16 protein-coding genes and 1 pseudogene are annotated in these 18,567 nt (G+C 61.0%); 11 read left to right on the top strand and 6 right to left on the bottom strand.

Features of this window, described 5'->3' with window-relative positions:
• Nucleotides 1-108 precede the first annotated feature (108 nt).
• Complete coding sequence (gene hpaR, locus AC3ISR_RS18185) at nt 109-531, top strand: homoprotocatechuate degradation operon regulator HpaR (RefSeq protein ID WP_192297227.1); 423 nt, start codon at nt 109-111, stop codon at nt 529-531.
• Here the strand turns inward: hpaR and AC3ISR_RS18180 are convergent.
• Nucleotides 528-1,832: an MFS transporter gene (locus AC3ISR_RS18180; RefSeq protein ID WP_463983501.1), complete on the bottom strand. Its 1,305-nt coding sequence runs from the start codon at nt 1,830-1,832 to the stop codon at nt 528-530. The genes hpaR and AC3ISR_RS18180 overlap by 4 nt on opposite strands.
• A 175-nt stretch (nt 1,833-2,007) precedes the next feature.
• Between AC3ISR_RS18180 and hpaA the strand changes: the two genes are divergently transcribed.
• Nucleotides 2,008-2,865: a 4-hydroxyphenylacetate catabolism regulatory protein HpaA gene (hpaA, locus tag AC3ISR_RS18175; protein ID WP_192296744.1), complete on the top strand. Its 858-nt coding sequence runs from the start codon at nt 2,008-2,010 to the stop codon at nt 2,863-2,865.
• Nucleotides 2,866-2,959: 94 nt separating this feature from the next.
• On the opposite strand, the gene AC3ISR_RS18170 is transcribed toward hpaA, so the two are convergent.
• Complete coding sequence (locus AC3ISR_RS18170) at nt 2,960-3,754, bottom strand: helix-turn-helix transcriptional regulator (RefSeq protein WP_463983502.1); 795 nt, start codon at nt 3,752-3,754, stop codon at nt 2,960-2,962.
• Between the two features lie 529 nt (nt 3,755-4,283).
• Between AC3ISR_RS18170 and AC3ISR_RS18165 the strand changes: the two are divergent.
• From AC3ISR_RS18165 to AC3ISR_RS18155, 3 genes and pseudogenes are all read left to right on the top strand, one after another.
• Nucleotides 4,284-4,613 (top strand): annotated as a pseudogene (locus AC3ISR_RS18165) (condensation domain-containing protein); the annotation flags it as partial.
• 570 nt (nt 4,614-5,183) lie between these two features.
• Complete coding sequence (locus AC3ISR_RS18160) at nt 5,184-5,927, top strand: ABC transporter permease (protein WP_463983503.1); 744 nt, start codon at nt 5,184-5,186, stop codon at nt 5,925-5,927.
• Nucleotides 5,927-6,646 (top strand): AAA family ATPase, encoded by a 720-nt coding sequence (locus AC3ISR_RS18155; RefSeq protein WP_463983504.1) that lies wholly within the window; start codon nt 5,927-5,929, stop codon nt 6,644-6,646. Before AC3ISR_RS18160 ends, AC3ISR_RS18155 begins: the two co-directional genes overlap by 1 nt.
• Here the strand turns inward: AC3ISR_RS18155 and AC3ISR_RS18150 are convergent.
• The 3 genes from AC3ISR_RS18150 to pmrG all read right to left on the bottom strand — a co-directional run bounded on the left by AC3ISR_RS18150 (nt 6,643) and on the right by pmrG (nt 10,674).
• A complete protein-coding gene (locus tag AC3ISR_RS18150; RefSeq protein ID WP_192296742.1) occupies nt 6,643-8,160 on the bottom strand; it encodes an ArnT family glycosyltransferase in 1,518 nt (505 codons plus the stop codon). The genes AC3ISR_RS18155 and AC3ISR_RS18150 overlap by 4 nt on opposite strands.
• The gene (gene arnT, locus AC3ISR_RS18145; RefSeq protein WP_463983505.1) at nt 8,157-9,812 is read right to left on the bottom strand and encodes a lipid IV(A) 4-amino-4-deoxy-L-arabinosyltransferase; all 1,656 of its coding nucleotides are present in this window, start codon (nt 9,810-9,812) and stop codon (nt 8,157-8,159) included. The genes AC3ISR_RS18150 and arnT overlap by 4 nt, the downstream gene beginning before the upstream one ends.
• 187 nt (nt 9,813-9,999) lie before the next feature.
• A complete protein-coding gene (pmrG, locus tag AC3ISR_RS18140; protein WP_463983506.1) occupies nt 10,000-10,674 on the bottom strand; it encodes a lipopolysaccharide core heptose(II)-phosphate phosphatase PmrG in 675 nt (224 codons plus the stop codon).
• A 274-nt stretch (nt 10,675-10,948) separates the two neighbouring features.
• Between pmrG and AC3ISR_RS18135 the strand changes: the two genes are divergently transcribed.
• The 6 genes from AC3ISR_RS18135 to AC3ISR_RS18110 all read left to right on the top strand — a co-directional run bounded on the left by AC3ISR_RS18135 (nt 10,949) and on the right by AC3ISR_RS18110 (nt 17,414).
• A complete protein-coding gene (locus AC3ISR_RS18135; RefSeq protein WP_192296739.1) occupies nt 10,949-11,617 on the top strand; it encodes an ABC transporter ATP-binding protein in 669 nt (222 codons plus the stop codon).
• A 1-nt stretch (nt 11,618) separates the two neighbouring features.
• Entirely contained in the window at nt 11,619-14,081 is a 2,463-nt protein-coding gene (locus AC3ISR_RS18130; RefSeq protein WP_463983611.1) for an ABC transporter permease, read from the top strand.
• Complete coding sequence (locus AC3ISR_RS18125; protein ID WP_463983507.1) at nt 14,071-15,135, top strand: lipocalin-like domain-containing protein; 1,065 nt, start codon at nt 14,071-14,073, stop codon at nt 15,133-15,135. Before AC3ISR_RS18130 ends, AC3ISR_RS18125 begins: the two co-directional genes overlap by 11 nt.
• A gap of 138 nt (nt 15,136-15,273) precedes the next feature.
• Complete coding sequence (locus AC3ISR_RS18120; protein WP_463983508.1) at nt 15,274-16,269, top strand: hypothetical protein; 996 nt, start codon at nt 15,274-15,276, stop codon at nt 16,267-16,269.
• 2 nt (nt 16,270-16,271) lie between these two features.
• A complete protein-coding gene (locus AC3ISR_RS18115; RefSeq protein ID WP_192296735.1) occupies nt 16,272-16,634 on the top strand; it encodes a hypothetical protein in 363 nt (120 codons plus the stop codon).
• A gap of 417 nt (nt 16,635-17,051) precedes the next feature.
• Nucleotides 17,052-17,414: a hypothetical protein gene (locus AC3ISR_RS18110; protein ID WP_192296736.1), complete on the top strand. Its 363-nt coding sequence runs from the start codon at nt 17,052-17,054 to the stop codon at nt 17,412-17,414.
• 102 nt (nt 17,415-17,516) lie between these two features.
• On the opposite strand, the gene AC3ISR_RS18105 is transcribed toward AC3ISR_RS18110, so the two are convergent.
• Entirely contained in the window at nt 17,517-18,380 is an 864-nt protein-coding gene (locus AC3ISR_RS18105; protein WP_192296734.1) for a LysR family transcriptional regulator, read from the bottom strand.
• Nucleotides 18,381-18,567 lie beyond the last annotated feature (187 nt).

Raw genomic sequence — 18,567 nt, 5'->3', positions numbered from 1 at the left:
TCTGGGCGCCACCGGCAGCACGCGCCAAACGTATAGCGCGCACTTGCCGGCAGGGAATGCTAGAGTTTCGTTAAATTATTAATCAAATCCATCGTGACCCTGATCCCTATGCTCAAACCTCGCCAGTCCCTGACCTTGATCCTGTTGCAAGCCCGCGAAGCCGCCATGAGTTTTTTCCGCCCGTCCCTGAATGAGCACGGCCTGACCGAGCAGCAGTGGCGCATCATCCGCATCCTCGAACAGCACGGTGAGCTGGAGATTTACCAGTTGGCCGAACTGGCCTGCATCCTCAAACCGAGCATGACCGGCGTGCTGGTACGCATGGAAGCCGCCGGCATGGTGCATCGCCGCAAGGCCGAGCAGGACCAGCGCCGCGTATTGGTGACCCTGGCGGACAAGGGCAGGGAAAGTTTCGAGGCCATGAGCTCGTGCATGGAAGCCAACTACCAGCGTTTGCAGGATGAATTGGGCGACGAGAAATTGCAGACCCTGTTGGGCCTGCTCGATGACCTGAAAAACATCAAGCGCTAGCGCGGATTGACGATGGCGGCGTGGGTGCGCAGCACCAGCAAACCGCCGAGCGCGATGAACAGCGCAAGCACGTAGAGCGCCAGGCTGGCGCTCTGGGTGGCATCGCGCATCCAGCCGATCAGGTACGGTGCGAGGAACGCAGCCACGCTGCCGAACGAACTGATCATCGCGATGCCCGCCGCCTGGGTGGTGTTGGACAAAAACGCCGGCGGCAGTTGCCAGAACATCGGCAACGCGGCGCTCGCGCCCATGCCTGCCAGCACCAGACCGCCCATCACCAGCAGCGGGTTTTCCGGCGCCAGCCCGGCGACCGCAATGCCCAGCGCCGCCATCAACAGCGGCACGCACAGGTGCCAGCGGCGTTCACGCAAGCGGTCGGACGAGCGCCCACAGCCGATCATGAAAAAACACCCGGCCAGGTACGGCACGGCGCTGAGCAGGCCGACCTGGCTGTCGCGGCCGATGCCCGCGCCGTGGATCAGGGTCGGCATCCAGAACGCCAGGGTGTTCACTGCCAGCATCACCGCAAAGTACACCGCGACCAGCAGCCACACCTGCGGGTCACGCAGGATGCCGCTGAACGAGGTGATGGTCTTGCGTTGTTCTTCGCTGCGCAGTTGCGCGTGCAGTTGCTGCTTCTGCGCGGCGCTCAACCACGGCACCGAGTCGAAACCATCCGGCAGCCACTTGAGCACCACCAACCCCAACAGCACCACGGGCGCGCCTTCGATCAGGAACATCCACTGCCAGCCGCGCAGGTTGCCTACGTCGTGGAAGTGTTCGAGGATCGCCCCCGACAACGGCCCGCCCAACACCCCGGCCATCGGCACCGCAATCGCGAACAGCGCGGTGACCTGGGCACGTCGGCGTGCCGGATACCAGCGGTTGAGAAACACCAGGATCCCCGGGAAAAACCCGGCCTCGGCCACCCCCAGCAAAAAGCGCAGCACGTAGAAGCCACGGGCGCTTTCCACCCACAACATGCCGGTGGACAACAGGCCCCACACCACCATCAGGCTGGCGATCCAGCGCCTCGGCCCGACGCGGTCCAGCGCCATGTTGCTGGGCACGCCAAATAGCGCGTAGGCGATAAAAAACAACCCGGCGCCGAAGCCGTAGACCGTGTCGCTAAAGTGCAGATCGCTGCTCATCTGCATCTTGGCGAAGCCGATGTTGATGCGGTCCAGATGGGCGAACAGGTAACACACCAGCAGCAACGGCATGAGGCGCCAGGTGACTAAACGATGGGTGCGATCGTGCTCGGCCAGCTCGCGGCTGGCGATGGAATTGACGGTGCTCATAGTGTTGTACTTTTTGTTTGAGTGGCCGTGGGGAGAAGGACCTGTCGCGGCCCGCCTCGAACAATCGCGCCGACCTTGCGGCAGATCGTTCATGTGTTAACGTTATATTTAATATGTTAACTACCGTCAAGCGTGGCAAAATCCAGCAGCGGTAAAACAACAAGAAGAGAGCAGCGTGAAGCCGATCCCCAACATCAACATCGGGCAGGTCTACGACCAGCGTTACAGCGACGCCGAGGTGCATTACGACCGGCTGGCCAACCTGGCGGGATTTTTCGGGCGCAACATGCCGGTGCATCGGCATGACCGGTTTTTCCAGGTGCATTACGTCAAGAGCGGCGTGGTGCGGGTGTATCTGGACGATCGCCAGTACGTCGAATCGGGGCCGATGTTTTTCCTCACGGCGCCGACGGTGCCCCACGCCTTTGTCACTGAAGCGGACGCCGATGGGCACGTGCTGACGGTGCGCCAGCAGTTGGTATGGGCATTGATCGATGCCGACCCCAGCCTCGCCTCAGGCTCGGCTTGCGTCGCATTGGCGCCTGACAGCCAGGGCCTGGATCAACTCTTCGAAGAACTGTGCAGCGAGATCAACGCCGAACGGGCAGGGCGCGCCGCCGCCCTCGACAGCCTTACGCGGTTGATCATGATCCGCTTGCTGCGCCTGTGCGCCCACTCTCTGCCGGCACGCCCGACGCGGCATGAAGACCTGCGTATCTTCCATCGTTTCAACGAACTGATCGAAGCCCACTACCTGGAACACTGGCCCCTGGCCCGCTACGCCGAGGCGATTGGCGTCACGCCGGCCAGGCTCAACGAGGTGTGCCGACGCCTGGCCGACCTGCCGTCCAAGCGCCTGATCCTGGAGCGGGTGATGCAGGAAGCCAAGCGCCTGCTGCTGTTTACCGGCAGCTCGGCGAATGAAGTCTGCTACCAGCTGGGGTTCAAGGACCCGGCGTATTTCAGCCGGTTTTTCCTGCGTTATGCGCAACTGACGCCGGGGGAGTATCGGTTGCGGCAGTCGGGGCTGTGACGCCCCACGCGCCGCCCAGCGCGGTGTACAGGTCGACCTCGGCCACCGGCGCCCAGCCAGGCCAGGGCCAGCGTGAAGAATCTGAGGTTGTGCATCAGGCGCCCACCATCCATTTGGCCAAACCATGCCGGCCGCTCACGCCCAGCTTGGCGGCGGCGCGCTTGAGGTAGGTTTCGATCGAGCTGTTTTTCACGCTGAGTTTTTCTGCCATCTGCGGCACGGTGCCGCCGGTCAACAGGCCCAGGCACACCTCCTGCTCGCGCGCCGACAGGGTCACCTCGCTGAGGGCCAGGCGCTTGTAGAACTCACGTTGCAACTGCGACTGCTCGAGAGAGGTGAGGGCCGGTTCGCTGTCGACGGCGGGGGCCTGGCGCAGGATCTGCGCGTGGCGCTCCATCAGCGGCAGCAGGGTGTCCGACAGGCATTTGAGAAACGACAACTCGGTCAGGGAAAACCCGCGCTGGGTCGGTGGGCGGTAGAACGAAATCACACAGCGCCGGTTGCCCTGGCGTGACACCAGGTTGCACTGGTGCGAACCACCCCGGGGATGGGCGCTGTGGGCCTTGGCCTTCATCTGGATCAGCAGCGGGTCTTGCATGTGCAACATGTCCCGCAGCAGGGGATGGTCGTTGGGCGGGTGCACGATCTGCGGTGCTGACAAAGCCTGCTTGATCCCGGCGCTGCCCAGCAACTTGATGTCGAGCACCGTGTCGCGCGCTTCGTCGAGGGTCCATTCGCTGAGGTCCACCAAATGGATCGGCACCCACTTGTCCACCAGATGCAGCATGTTCGCGGCAAAATCCCCGTGGCCGCTGCTGGCAATCAACTCACCCATTTCGGCATAGAAATGCGGGCTCTTGGGGGTGCCAATGCTCTGCGTCAAACTCATAGCCATCTCATCCTTGATGTCAAAAACCGTCAGCGGACACCCTGGCGGGTTCGGGGCCATCCGTTCTTCCAGAACAGTCATCGGCGCTCGAAAATCCATTCAACCAGGGGATTTGTCCTGCGTATGTAGCGGAAATGCGTGACAGAAGCTGCCATAAAAATAACGTCATTAATTCGACGTTTCTGACAGGCAATTCCGCCGAAAAAAAGTCATGGATTACCTCGTTTATTAATTAAGTAATTGAAAGTGAATGGAAAATATTTTCTTTGAGAGCATCCGTTGCTCATCGACATCGGGAAGATGTAGCCAATCTCCTACAACTATTTAATCGTTTCAGCACTGAGCCGTTCGCCAACCCCGTTGCTATCCATTTGAATGTCCGGGTTTCGGCTGACAGACAGTCCCGGGGGCCCATGCTCAAATCCGGCAATTTCTCCGTAGTGGGCCGCTCTGCGCGGCCAGTGCCAGACCTCCATGAGAAGGATCTTATGCAGCCTTTTCCCCTCCCGCCCAACATGACATCTGGCTCGACCAACTCAAGCAGGATTTCCGCCACGAGCGGTTCCCCCTGAGCGAGATGAACCGCGAGCTTGGCCTGCGGCGTACAGATCGCGGGCAGTTGTTTGATCTGTCGGTGTCGTTCGAACAGGACGACCATGACCTGCACTACGCAGAGGCCCAGGGGCGGGCGGTCAAGGTCTCCAACCACCACGAGCGGCTGCCGATTGCCTTCCACCTGCGCAGCAACCGTCAGCAGGGCAGCGCGCTCTGGCATTGCGTGTACAACGAGGCGTATTTCCTGCACGACGACGTGCAGGCGCTGACCCAACGGTTTACCTGGCTGCTGGAGCAGGGCCTGCACCGAGCCTGGATGCGCGGAGCTTGTTCAGCCAGCCGACGTTGGCGTTGCTGGCGGCACGGACCACTACCCAGGTACAACGCGTCGAAGTCCCGCAAACCGTCATCCCCCAACTCAACCGACGGCGCCGAATTTGATTGTAGTGAGCGGGCTTGCCCGCGCTGGGGGGCGAAGCCGCCCCAAACGGTCCGCCGCGGTTTTTCAGGGGGGAGTGCATCTGGGTCGAAATAATGACGCCGTTGGTCGGATGTTTTTCCGAATCATGAAAGCCCGACGTTGCATTGTGCGGGATATTTTTGCTCAGACATTATTGGTCGTATTAGTGCCGTTATTTGGAGGGCGCTAATTTTGTTAGGATTTTTATTTTTACTGGAAAGTGTCTAGCGTCTCTGGAATATGTAGGCAATTCTCGGTTTTCTGAATTCTTTGAATGAAACTTCCTAAACATATTAGATGATGGTTCTAAGTGAAAAGGGTTCACGGGTTTGCGAAATTTCGCAGAATAACTAAATTGTGTTTGTTGTTTGATTGATGGTTTTGTCATCTGGTGCCATTCCCCTGAGGTGTACCATGACCCACTACTCAGCCTTCAAGCCGTTATTACTAAGCATGCTTTTTATAAAAGAACAGTTGAAAGAGCCCGTTGCGCTGTTCTGGATTGTTATTTCACCGGTAGTCACGTTCTATCTGATCAACTACGCACGAGCCCCGCAGGGCGGTGTGTCGGGCGAGTATCTCTCAAGCACTTCATGGTTTTACTCTTTTGTCTCTTCAAGCGTCGCGCTGTTTGGGTTGGCATTTTATGTGGTGGGCCGCAGGGAAAGTGGGTTTCTTCGCTCGTTTGTGTATACGCCGCAGACAAAGGCAATTTTTATGGTTGGGCAGTTTCTGGCCTATTCCGTTATGTCGATAACCTATTGTGCCGCATTCTACGTATTGACCCGTGCGTATTTTGGTGTGATGGACGTTGGCGAGTTCGTGGTGATTATTGGCAGGTTTTATGTTTGTTTCTTGCTGTTTTCCACGCCGGCGCTTTTATTGACACTACTGCCTATGGGCTTTCAAAACACCAACACGTTGTTTTCGATGTTGTCATTTTTAATGTTGGCGCTGGGGATTGTCAGCCTTGGGGTGTCTCAGTCTTCGTTTGCGAAGCTCATGCATTTAAATCCCATGTGGTGGGCAAACCGGATTATGCAGTTTGGTGTGGTTGAGTCTTTGCAGATAGTGGTGGTCGTGAGTGTTTTATTTATATGTTCGTTCTGGATGACGTTGCGCTTTTTACGGGTTAATCCGGTATGGAGTCGTTACTGATGAAACAGCTTGTCGTCACTTCCCTTGATGTGAGCTACGGGCAGCACGTCCTGTTTCGTGGTGCCTCGTTACAGGTGCGGGCGGGTGCAATCTCTGGTTTGTTGGGCCCCAATGGTTCTGGCAAGACCACGTTCTTTGATGTGCTCTGTCGCTTGAAAACAATAGACGGTGGGGTGATAGACAATGCTTTTTCAAAGCTGCTGTATCTGTCGCAGGTGATCAGCACGCCCGCCGTGTTTCGCATGTTTGATATTTTCAAGATGATGATGCTGTTTTGCTCCGACTCGAAAGTCACGCAACAGCATGCGCTGGAAAAGATCGAGCAGTGGAGCCCTGGCATTGCAGAACGCTACTGTGAAATCTGGAACAAGAAATCGTCCCTGTGCAGCTACGGGGAAAAGCGTTGGTTTTTCACGTTGTCATTGCTGTGCGCGAATGCAGACCTGGTGATCCTGGACGAGCCCACCGCCGGGGTGGACCCTGAGTTTCGCCATCACATCTGGAGATGCCTGGAGGGCGCGGCGGCGCAAGGTGTCGCCGTGCTCGTGTCATCGCACAATGTCGATGAAATCGTTGCTCACTGCGAAGACTTTTATATGCTCAGCCAGCGGCGCTTCAATCACTTCACCGATGGGCAAGGCTTTATGACGGCCTATGGCGCCAGCACGCTGGATGAAGCGTTCATCCATGCTGCAAGCCTGCCGAAAGGGGCGTATTAACGCCCCGGCAGAAACGCCACGCTGCCTTCCTCACGTTTCTTGAACATGCGCTCGCCGTTATCCGGTTGGGTGACGATCACCTGGTGGTCCGCCCCCAGGTACGCCAACGGCGTCGGGTCGTCTTTGCTGAATTGCGCGACGATGAGGGTGTGCTGCGGGTCGAAGTGCCGGCCGCTGGTTTTGTCCAGCCAGGCGATGAACGCGGCGCTGTCGCCCTGGCGCGGGAAGTCCTGGTCCTGGGCCACGTAGTAGAACGGTTTGCCGCCGTTTTGCAGGTACATCGGCAGCTTGTTGTCGACTTCCACCAGCACCATTTGCCATTGCTCCCAAGGCGCGCGTTTGACGGCTTCGGCGCGCACGTCTTCGGCGAAGCGGGTCACGCCGCCGTTGCCGTTGGTCCAGGGATACGCCACGCCAAGTATCAGCAGCAACAGGCCCGCAGCGATGCCAAACCCTGTGCGCCAGCGTGGCCGGGCGGCCGGTTTTTTCAGCAGGTGTTCCTGCAGCCACCAGGCGCCGAGCAGTTGGGCAAACGGCACCAGCGGCAGCACGTAATAGCTGCGGCGGCTGCCGCTGGCGGTGAAGAAGATGAACAGCAGGCCCAGGCCCCACACCAGCCAGCGCACGTTGGGTGGCGTGGTGCGCCAATGGCGCAGGGCAAGCCACAGGCCGAGCAGCCAGCAGGGTGTCCAGGGCAAGGTGTAGGCGGGCAGGTAGATCAGGTAGGTATAGATCGGCCCCATATGGTCAAAGGGGTCGAAGAAGCGCACTACGTTTTCCCGGAACACCAGGGCCAGGCCGCTTTGGCCATAGGTTGGCGTGCCGTAGAAGTGCGACAGCACGAACGGCACCGCATACACCCCGGCGGCGATCAGCAGCGCCAGCAGCAGGCGCAGGTTGAGGTGACGTTTGTAGCGTTGTTCGCTGAGCAGGTGCGGCAGCAGCACCAGGCCCGGCAGCACAAAGCCGATCAAGCCTTTGAACAGGGACGTCAATGCCAGTAGCAGGAAAAACACCGTGTAGCGTCCCAGCCGCGTGTCATCCGGGCCGCGCCAATACCACCACACCGCCGCCAGCACGCCGCACACGGTAAGCACATCCGCGGTGGCGACCCGTGCCCAGAACATGAAGTAGAAGGTGGTGGCGAGCATCCAGCCTGCAAGCAGGCCGGTGCCCTTGTGCAGCAGGCGTGCGCCGATCAGGTAGACCAGCCACACGCTCAACCACGCCGCCAGTACCGACGGCAGGCGCAACGACCACGGGCCCAGGCCACCCATCACGTGGGCCAGGCCGGTGATCAGCCAGTAGGAGGGCAGGGGCTTGTCGTAGTAAGGCACGCCCTTGAGGTAGGGATCGAAGTAGTCGCCGCTTTGCAGCATGTGCAAGGCGATGTCGGCCCAGCGCGTTTCCGGGCCCCACAGGTCACGGCCGCCAAGGCCCGGCAAGAGCATCAATGCCGTGACCGCCAGCAGGAGCAGCAGGGCGCCGTGTTTCTCTGTGAATCGCTGGTTCATGGCAGCTTCGGATAAATGATCAGTTGCAGGTAGCCCTTGTCATACCGTGTGCCACCGAGGGGCAGTTGCCCGGCCTGGCGCATTTCACTGGTACTGCCGACGCGGATCAGCACGCCCACCGAACCTTTGCGGCGGGCGTCCTTCAGCCAGTCTTCAACCTGGTCCAGGCTGATCTTGCGTTGCGCGCTGTCCGGATATTGCAGGCCATAGCGCAGCTCGCCTTCGGTCTCATACAACCCCACTTCGGGCCGTTGCAGGCGCCAGGCGAGAGCGCTGGCACTTTCCAATTCGTTGCTGAGCAAGGCGCTGGTTTGCTTGAGTTCGTCCAGGTGCTCCAGCACAAACTGGTCGGGCATTTCGTTGTCGGTGACTTGCGCCGGCATGCTCGCCGGCAACAGCACCACCAGCAAGCCGATGCCCAGCACCGGCATCGCCCACAGCGTCAGCGGGCGGAACGCTTGCAGCAGGTTCGTGAGGATCCAGCCCAGCAGCACGATGAACATCAGCGACAGGCTGAACATCTCCGCGTGGCTGTTGCCATACGGCGGCCTGGTGATTTGCAGGTAGATCAGCGCCACCATCGCCGCCATACCGATGCCAAAGTTGAGCATGCCGTTGACGCGGATCGAGCGCGATTTGCCCTGTTGCACCAGGTCGCTCAGCGCATGCCCCATCAACAACGCCAGCGGCAGCAGGCACGGCATGATGTAGGTGGGCAGCTTGCCTTTGCTCAGGCTGAAAAGGAACAGCGGCAACAACAACCACAGCGCAAGAAAGCCCACCGCTGGCTGGCGTTTTTGCGTCCAGGCCTTGCTCAAGGTGGCCGGCAGTAGCGCAGCCCACGGCAGGCACGCCACCACCATGATCGGCAGGAAGAACCACCACGGCCGGGCGTGTTGTGCGGTGGCTCCGCTGAAGCGGCGGACATGTTCGTTCCAGAAAAAGAACCGCCAGTAGTCCGGTTCTTGCACATGGATCGCCCATACCCAGGGCAGGCACAGTAGCAGCGCCACCGCCATGGCCAGCGGGCCATAGCGCAACAACTCGCCCAGGCGCCGCTGCCAGAGCATGTAGGGCACGGCGATCAGCACCGGCAGCGCCCAGGCCAGGAAACCCTTGGTCATGAAGCCCATGGCGCAGGCCCCGCCCAACATTGTCCACGCGGCCAGGCGACCACGGGTGGTGGTGTTGTCGAGGGCAAACCACAGCGCGACCAGGCTGAGGTTGACCCAGAAGGTGAATTGCGGATCGAGGTTGGAGTACCCGGCTTGCCCGGCGACCAGGCCAAAGCTCAGGTACAGCAGCGCACAGGTCAGGCTCTTGCGTGGATCGTTCCACATCCGCCGTGCGATCAGATAGGCCAGCAGCACGCTGAGGGCGGTGGTCAAGGCCGAGGCGATGCGCACACCGAACAGGTTCTGGCCAAACACCGCCTGGCCGAGGGCGATGAGCCAATAGCCGGCGGCAGGTTTTTCGAAGTAACGCACGCCCATGAAGTGCGGTGTGACCCAGTTGCCGCTCAGCAGCATTTCCTGGCTGATCTGGGCGTAGCGGGTTTCATCCGGGATCCACAAACCGTGCAGGCCCAGGGGTAACAAATAGAATGCGACAACGGCCAGCAACAGCAGCGGCAGGGGTTTGAATCGGGTCATGAAAACGTCGCTCCTTGACGTTCGCGGCAAGCGGGAGAGGGTATGAAAGTCATAGCGTAAAACATTGAAGTTTCCACTAAGTCACTGAAAATATTCATGACGTCCTTAACTAACAGGCACAACTAAACATGCCAGAAGTTGGCTGTCGTTTTGCTGAACATGGGCTGGGGCGGTAAGTACTTAAGTTCTAGAGTTGCTTGAGCACGGCGGGCCAATCCTGGTTGTTGACGATGCCCAGAGTCTTGAACTTGCCGTTCGCCAGTACCTGCACGAACAGTGCGCTGCCGTACTCGGGGAACGTCGCGTGGGGGAAACCCAGGGTCTTTTCGAAGTCGGCGATGCAGCCGCTGTGGGTGACGAAGACCAGATTGCGGCCAGGCAGTTTGTGGCTGAGCATTTCTTCACCCATGGCCGCGCCGCAGATGGCTCTTTCGCCTGAGCTGAACTCACTTTTGCCAAACATGAAATGCACCGTCTGGGCGGTTCGTACGGCCGGGCTGGCAAGGATGTCGCTGGCCTCCATGCCCAATGAATTAAAGGCTTTGCCGAGTTTTACCGCCTGTTGGCTGCCATTCACGGTCAGGCCTTCGGGAGGGCCCAGGCAAGGATTGGCGGAGCGGTCGCAGCGCTCTTCATGGCGCACCAGCACAATCACCTCGCCGCTGTGCCAATGGGCCAACAGGCCTGAGCTGAGCAGCCGGCTGCCGACGCCCAGATCGGGCGGTGACGACGGCCATAACATCGCGCCGGTGAGCATCAGTCCGACGGCCGCAATGCCGATCCAGAGCCTTCGCAGGCGTTTGATAACGGCTCGGATTGAGCGCGGTTTGGTCAGAGTAAGGTCAACCACACTAATCACCATGGGCACTGTTGGCAGTGTTAAATCAAACAGGCGCAACGTTACAAATAGAAGCCCGTAGTGGAACTGGAGCGTGGCACAGGGCTGCTGTCTTTTCGCTGAACATGTGAGTGCTAGAAGTTGCCATTGCTACCGGCGGAAAAGTTGCAGGTATTTGGCGTGTGATGGGCAATTTAGAGGGCCATGGGTGGGCAACCGGTGAAATCCATGTGAAAAATTTGCGTGAGCCCGTCGGCCAACCGTTATTCTCGATTTCAGTCCTTTGGTGAGTGCTCCCATGTTGCAGGTGCAAGGTGTCTTTAAAAGCTACGCAACCCCGCAAGGTCCGCTGGCGGTGCTGGGCGGGGTCGACTTGCAACTGCCGGCGCGCAGCAGCCTGGCGCTGATGGGCGAGTCGGGCAGCGGCAAGAGCACCTTGTTGCATCTGGTGGCCGGTCTGGATCGGGTGGATAGCGGCAGCATCCGCGTCGGTGAGCAGCGCCTTGATCAACTCGGTGAGGCACAACTGGCCGATTGGCGTCGCACCGAAATCGGCCTGGTGTTCCAGCAGTTCAACCTGATCGGCAGCCTGCGCGTCGACGACAACCTGGCCTTCCAGGCGCGCCTGGCCGGGCGGTTTGACCCGCGATGGCAAGCGCAGTTGGTGGAACGCCTGGGCCTGGGCGACTTGCTCAAGCGTTATCCCGAACAGCTCTCCGGCGGCCAGCAGCAACGGGTCGCGGTGGGGCGGGCGTTGGCGTCGCGTCCGGCGCTGCTGTTGGCCGATGAACCCACCGGCAACCTCGACGAAGCCACCAGCGATGAGGTGCTGCAATTGCTGTTGGACCTGTTGCGCGACAGCCCCACCAGCCTGTTGATGGTCACCCACAGCTCGCGCATCGCCGCACGCCTGGAGCGTCAAGTGGTGCTGCACCGTGGCCGGGTTGTCCCGGCGGGCGCTGTTTGAGATGGCGGTGTTTTACTGGGCCTTGCGCGCACTGCTGAGCCACTGGCGGCGCCATCCCGTGCAGTTTTTTAGCGTGTTGACCGGGTTGTGGCTGGCCACGGCGTTGCTGACCGGGGTGCAGGCCCTCAACAGCCAGGCGCGGGACAGTTACGCGCGGGCCAGCCAATTGATCGGCGGCGAGCCCCAGGCCAGCCTGAGCGCGCCGGATGGGGCGAGTTTCCCCCAGGCGCTGTTCGCCGAGTTGCGCCGGATGGGGTGGCCGGTGTCGCCGGTGGTGCAGGGGCGGGTGCAGCTCCAGGGGCATGAAGACACGCGCCTGCAATTAATGGGCATCGAGCCGTTGTCGCTGCCGGGCGGCGGCGCGGTGGCGGGCCAGCGCTTGAGCCAGGCGCAGATGCTGGCGTTCTTCGAGCCGCCGGGGCGTACCTGGATCGCGCCGCAAACCCTACATGCCCTCGGGTTGCAGGAGGGCGACCAGCCGTTGACCACCAACGGACATCGCCTGGCGCCGTTGCAGGTCCGGCAGGACATGGCCCCCGGCGTGCTGCTGACCGATATCGGCTTTGCCCAGCCCGTGCTGGACATGCCCGGGCGTCTGTCGCGCTTGCTGCTGGACAAGGCCTACGCCGCCGCCCAGCCCACGCCACCCGCCGGGTTGCAACTCAGGCAGGGCGAAGACAACAACTTGTCGCGCCTTACCGAGAGCTTTCACCTGAACCTCGATGCCCTGGGCTTTTTGTCCTTTGTGGTGGGGCTGTTTATCGTGCACGCCGCCATCGGCCTGGCCCTGGAGCAACGTCGTGGCCTTTTGCGCACCTTGCGCGCCTGCGGGGTCAGTGCGCGGCTACTGATCCTCAGCCTGGCCGTGGAATTGGGCGTATTGTCCTTGCTCGGCGGCGTGCTCGGTGTGGCCAGCGGTTATGTGCTGGCGAGCCTGCTGCTGCCGGATGTGGCGGCGAGCTTGCGGGGCCTCTATGGCGCCGAAGTCGCTGGCCAACTGAGCCTGAGCCCGTGGTGGTGGGCCGCCGGGCTGGGCTTGAGCCTGCTCGGCGCGCTGCTTGCCGGCGCCAGTAGTGTGTGGCGGGCGGCACGTTTGCCCTTGCTGGCGTTGGCCAATGCCCAAGCCTGGCACGACGCCCATGGGCGCTGGTTGCGCCGCCAGGGTTGGGTCGCCGCCGCCGCGCTGTTGATCGCGTTGCTCGCGCTGCTGCTGGGCGACAGCCTGGCCGCCGGTTTTGTGCTGATGGCGGCCTTGCTGCTGGGGGCGGCGCTGGGCTTGCCGGTGATGCTCAATGGCGTGCTCAAGGCCGTGCTGGGGCGCAGTCGCTCGGTGCTGGGGCAATGGTTTCTCGCTGACTGCCGCCAACAGCTGCCCGCGTTGAGCCTGGCGTTGATGGCACTGTTATTGGCCCTGGCGGCCAATATCGGCGCGGGCTCCATGACCTCGGGGTTCCGCCAGACGTTCAACAACTGGCTGGAGCAACGCCTGACGGCCGAGCTGTACCTCAATCCGCAAAACCCGGCGCAAGCCGAACAGCTCAACACCTGGCTGGCGCAACAGCCGTTGGTGCAGGCGGTACTGCCGACCTGGCAGGTCGCCGTGCAATTGCGCGGTTGGCCGGCGGATCTGTTCGGTGTGGTCGACGACCCGACCTATCGCCAGCATTGGCCGTTGCTCGAGGCTGCGAGCGCGCCGTGGGACCGCTTGCTGCAAGGCGACAGCCTGATGCTCAGCGAGCAATTGGCGCGGCGACTGTCGGTGAAACTGGGGGATACGGTCAGTATTCCCACACCCCGAGGCGTCTGGTCGCCCGTCCTGGTGGGGATTTATGCCGACTATGGCAACCCCAAGGGCCATCTGTTGGTCAATGCCAAGCACCTGCTGGCGCACTGGCCGACCCTGGCGCCGGCACGTTTCAACCTGCGGGTGTTGCCACAGGATGTGCCGCCGCTGGTGCGTGAAGTGCAGCGCGGGTTTGCGCTGGAGGACAGTCGCATCGTCGATCAACAGCAACTCAAGGGCTGGTCGAGCCAGGTGTTCGAACGCACCTTTGCCGCCACTGCGGCGCTCAACAGCCTGACCCTCGGCGTCGCCGGCGTGGCGCTGTTTATCAGCCTGTTGACCCAGAGCCAGAGCCGCCTCGGCCAACTCGCGCCGCTGTGGGCGCTGGGCGTGACACGGCGGCAATTGATGCTGTTGAACCTGGGGCAGACCTGGCTGTTGGCGGTGCTCACGCTGGTCCTCGCCGTGCCCCTGGGGCTGTTGCTGGCGTGGTGCCTGGATGCGGTGATCAACGTGCAGGCGTTCGGTTGGCGCCTGCCGTTGCAGGTGTTCCCGTGGCAGCTTGCGCAGTTGCTGGCGCTGGCGCTGCTGGCCACCTTGCTGGCGTCGGCCTGGCCGCTGTGGCAGCTGTACCGCAGTCGCCCGGCGGACTTGTTGAGGACCTTTGCCCATGAAGATTAGAGCGACGTTGTTCGCGGTTTTGCTGCTGTTGGGCGCGTGTGACAAAGTCCCGGCGCCCGAGCAAAGCTTCGCCGGCCTGGGCAGCGCGGCGGCGGACTTTGCCCAGGTGGTGCCCGGCAGGGTGTTCAGCTTTCCTGGCGACCATGGCCCCCACGACGGTTTTCGCATCGAGTGGTGGTACGTCACCGCCAACCTCAAGGACGCCCAGGGCAATGAATTCGGCGTGCAATGGACGCTGTTTCGCAATGCGCTCAAGGCCGGGCCGACGCAGCCCGGCTGGCACGACTCGACGGTTTGGCTGGGCCACGCCGCCGTCACGTCCGCCACGCGCCACTATGCCGCCGAACGCTACGCCCGCGGCGGCGTCGGCCAGGCCGGCGCGCAGGCGGTGCCGTTCAATGCGTGGATCGACGACTGGGATTTCGCCAGCCAACCTGGCGCCGCGAGCCCACTGGCCGACATGCGACTCAAGGCCAGTGGCGCGCAGTTCGCCTATGACCTGCACCTGACCTCCAGCCGCCCGCTGGTGTTGCAAGGGGACAAGGGCTACAGCCGCAAATCCGACCAGGGCCAGGCGTCGTACTACTACAGCCAACCGTTTTTCCGCGCCAGCGGCAGCGTCAGCATCGACGGCCACACCTATCAGGTCAGCGGTCCCGCGTGGCTCGACCGCGAATGGAGCAGCCAACCCCTCGCCGCGGGCCAGACCGGCTGGGACTGGTTCTCCCTGCACCTGGACAGCGGTGAACAGTTGATGCTGTTCCGCGTGCGTCAGCAGGACGGCGCGGGTTACCTCACCGGCACCTGGATCGATCAGCGGGGCCAGGTCCAGACCCTGCACAACGCCGACATCCAACTGACACCGTTGGCGACCACCACTCTCGACGGGCGCACGATTCCCACGCGCTGGTCACTGAACATTCCCGGCAAACAGCTGGACATCACCCCAACGGCGCTCAACCCGAACGCCTGGATGAACCTTGGCATTCCCTACTGGGAAGGACCGGTGCAGTTCGACGGTGGGGTGGGTTACCTGGAAATGACCGGTTATTAGGCTGGTTTCTGTCAGCACTGTTTCTGCGCCTATGTAGGCCGCTTCCCAAATTGAATGGTCGCCCCCTGGGCTTGTGTCCGGGGCGGCAGTGCCTGCTTATATTTCGACGCCATCTCCATTGGATTCGGGATGCAGGGCATGGCGCAGGGCTATATCAACCGCGAAACCATCGATCTCACCAGTTTGAAAACCCGCTTGATGGGCCACGGCCTGAGCCGCCAGCGCTCGGAGCATTTTGACGTGTTGAACCACCACCTGCGCCACGGCTTGGTGACGCCGGGGCAATTGGTGGTGATTCCCGACGCCTACAGCGTGAGCTGCTCCCGAGAGGAAGCCTGGTTGATGCGCCGCGCCGAAGAAGTACGGCGCGAGCTGGAGCAAAAAGCATCGGTCGGCACAGCCGTGATCAATGACTATGACCTGCTGCAAAGCCTGCTGACCTACGGCTCGATAGGTGTGGGCAGCACGACCTCGGCGTGGGCGCGGCACCTGGATGAAGTGCTGCGCACGCTGGAAGACATCGAGCAGTTGCATCAGCGCTTGAAGGCCGGTGGCTTGGACCGACCGGCGTTTATCCGCCAGCGCCAGGTGTTGTTTGAATTGCTCGACACACAACTGCGCGGCGCGGCGCGGTTTGGCACGGGGTTGCGTGGCAATCAGTTGTTGAAGAATGTGCTGGGGATTTCCACCAAGAGCTTTTTGCACAAGGGCGAGATCGATGGCTATGCCAAGCGTATGGGGGCGATTGCGCAGGTGTCGAAGTGGTTGGGGAAGGGCACGTATGTGGGGTTGGCGATGGACGTCGGGGCTGCGGGATTGGAGATCAAGGAGGCGTGTGTGGTGGGGCGGGAGGCGCAGTGTCGGCAGGCGAAGTATGTGGAGAGTGGGCGGTTGGCGGGGAGTGTGGCGGGGGCTGCTTGGTTCGGAGCGGTAGGTGCAAAAGTTGCGCGTCGCCTATGTACAGTCGCTTTGGGTGTGGCGATGAAAGGACAGAGTGAACTGGTCTGCGCAGTTATTGGGGGAGCGGGGGGAGGGTATTTAGGCGGTGACAGGATGGGTGATAGCGGTGCCTTTCTGGGGGGGAAAGTTGTAGAGGTCGATGGCGTTTTGATTTTTGAACCGGAGCGGGCTTAACAATGTCGTTTTTTCTTATCTACAGCATTGTATTGATGGCCGGCGTATTCATCCTTTTGGGGCTGATGTTATTTGCGGAGTATCGAAAGCTTGATGAGTTGGAAAAATACTTCAGTGAAAACGAAAAGGTTCGAAGGCATAAGCGTTTCTGGGGAAAAAACCAGCGGATCGACAGATTTCATCGCATGGGGCTGATGATTGATTTCCTCTCGAATCCAAAGCCCTATTTGAAGGCAGGGCTAGTTTCAGAGGCCGAACTTGCATCAGTTCCCATAGCGCTCAAGCGATGGGCGTTGTGGCCCTATCGCATTTCTTACATTTGGATAGTTGTCATGATCATCGGCGGCATTTGGCAGAAGTGGTAACTCACTTTCCGGCCGTCATGCAAACCGCTGAGCAGGAAGCCGTCAGCAGCAGGAACGCCACCACCCAGCAGCAACACAAACAGCAGGTGACGCCGGATTGGAGATCAAGGAGGCGTGTGTGGTGGGGCGGGAGGCGCAGTGTCGGCAGGCGAAGTATGTGGAGAGTGGGCGGTTGGCGGGGAGTGTGGCGGGGGCTTCGATTGGTGGGAGGTATGGCGCAGAGGTTGCTCGTAGTGCATGCAGGATCGTGTTGGCGGTAGGGCTTAGGGAGCGCAGTGGGTTGGCCTGTGGAATTATTGGCGGTGCTGCAGGAGGGTATGCAGGAGGCTCATTTTTCGGCGATACCGGTGCCTTTTTGGGGGGGAAAGTCTTAGAGGTCGATGGCCAATTCATCTTTGAGCCAGAGGGGGCATGACAATGTCATTTTTTCTCGCTTACAGCATCGTGTTGATGGGGGGGTGTTTTGTTATCTGGGGACTGATGCTCTTTGTGGAATATAGAAAGCTCGACGAGCTGGAAAGCTACTTCAGTGAAAACGAAAAGGTTTGCAAACATAAGCGCTTCTGGGGAAGGAACCAGCCGATAGACAAGTCTCAACGGATGGGGCTGATGGTCGACTTCCTATCTGACTCAAAGCGCTTTGTGAAAGCAGGCCTCGTGACCGAAGCCGAACTGGCCTCTGTTCCTCTAGCCCTCAAACGCTGGGTGTTGTGGCCTTATCGCTTAGCGGGAATTTGGTTTTTTGCAGCAGTCATCTGGGCCATCTGGCACAGATGGTAGGTGACGCCGTTTTCGTGAGCGGGTACGCATGCCGACTCCTGGCTGTTTTTGTGGTGTTGGAGCGTAGCCCGGCCTGAACATTCTGCTAGTCGCATGTGTGTTTCAAAGTACCGGGTCCCAGCGCTGCGACCAGTCGCTCTCGGCCTTGACCACGCCCCGGAGTAACTCCAGCGCGTGTTGCAACACCGCCGAATCCCGTGCCCGCGAGTACACCAGATACGTCGGGAAACTGAACTCCGGCGCCTTCGCCACGCGCTGCATCACGCCGCTGTCCAGGTAGCTTTGTACCACCCGCGTGCGGAAGTACCCGGCGCCGCCGTTTTCCAGGATGTACTGCAAGGCCAGCGGGCCCAGGTTGAAACTCAGCGCGGCGCGTGCCCTGTCCGGCAGGGCGGCGTCGTGTTGCTGGCGGAAGCCTGGGCCCCAGTCGATGTACACGTAGGGCACCGGGTTGCTGGCCAGTTGCACCAGGATCAGTTTTTCTTCCAGCACCTGTTCCACCTGCAACCCCGGCCAGTATTGCGGCTGGAACACCAGGGCGGCATCCAGCACCCCCAGCTCCAGCTGGCGCAGCAGGTATTCGCCTTCGCGCACTTCGGTGCGCAGCGCATGGCCGGGGATGTGTTCACGCAGGGCCTGGGCCCAGCCGAGCATCAACGGGTTGCACAGGCTGACCTCGCCACCGATGTGCAGCACGTTGCGATAGCCCTCGGGCAACGGCAGATCGCGGCGCGCGGCTTCCCAGGTTTGCAGCAACTGGTTGGCGTAGACCACGAAGGCTTCGCCATCCGCGGTCAGGCGCGCGCCGGCGCGGTTGCGGATGAACAGCGTGCTGCCCAGCTGGCTTTCCAGGCTTTTGACCCGGGCGGTGATGGCGGTCTGGGTAACGTGCAGTTTCTCGGCCGCCGCGGCGAGGCTGCCGCAGCGGGTGATTTCGAGGAAGGTGCGTGCCAGTTCGATGTCCATGGGAGCCCCGGAGAATGAATGGGGGCATTGTAGTGGAATGCGCTCAGAACTGTGGGCGCGGGCTTGTGTGGGAGCAGGCTTGCTCGCGAAGACGGTGGATCAGTCAATAATTCTGTGACTGACACTCCGCTTTCGCGGGCAAGCCCGCTCCCACAGTTGATGGGTGTTGATGGGGAGTGAGTGTTCG

The sequence above is a fragment of the Pseudomonas sp. GL_117 genome (assembly GCF_057835125.1).
The sequence above is the reverse complement of the archived record's forward strand: the minus strand, read 5'-3'. Positions and strand labels throughout refer to the sequence as shown.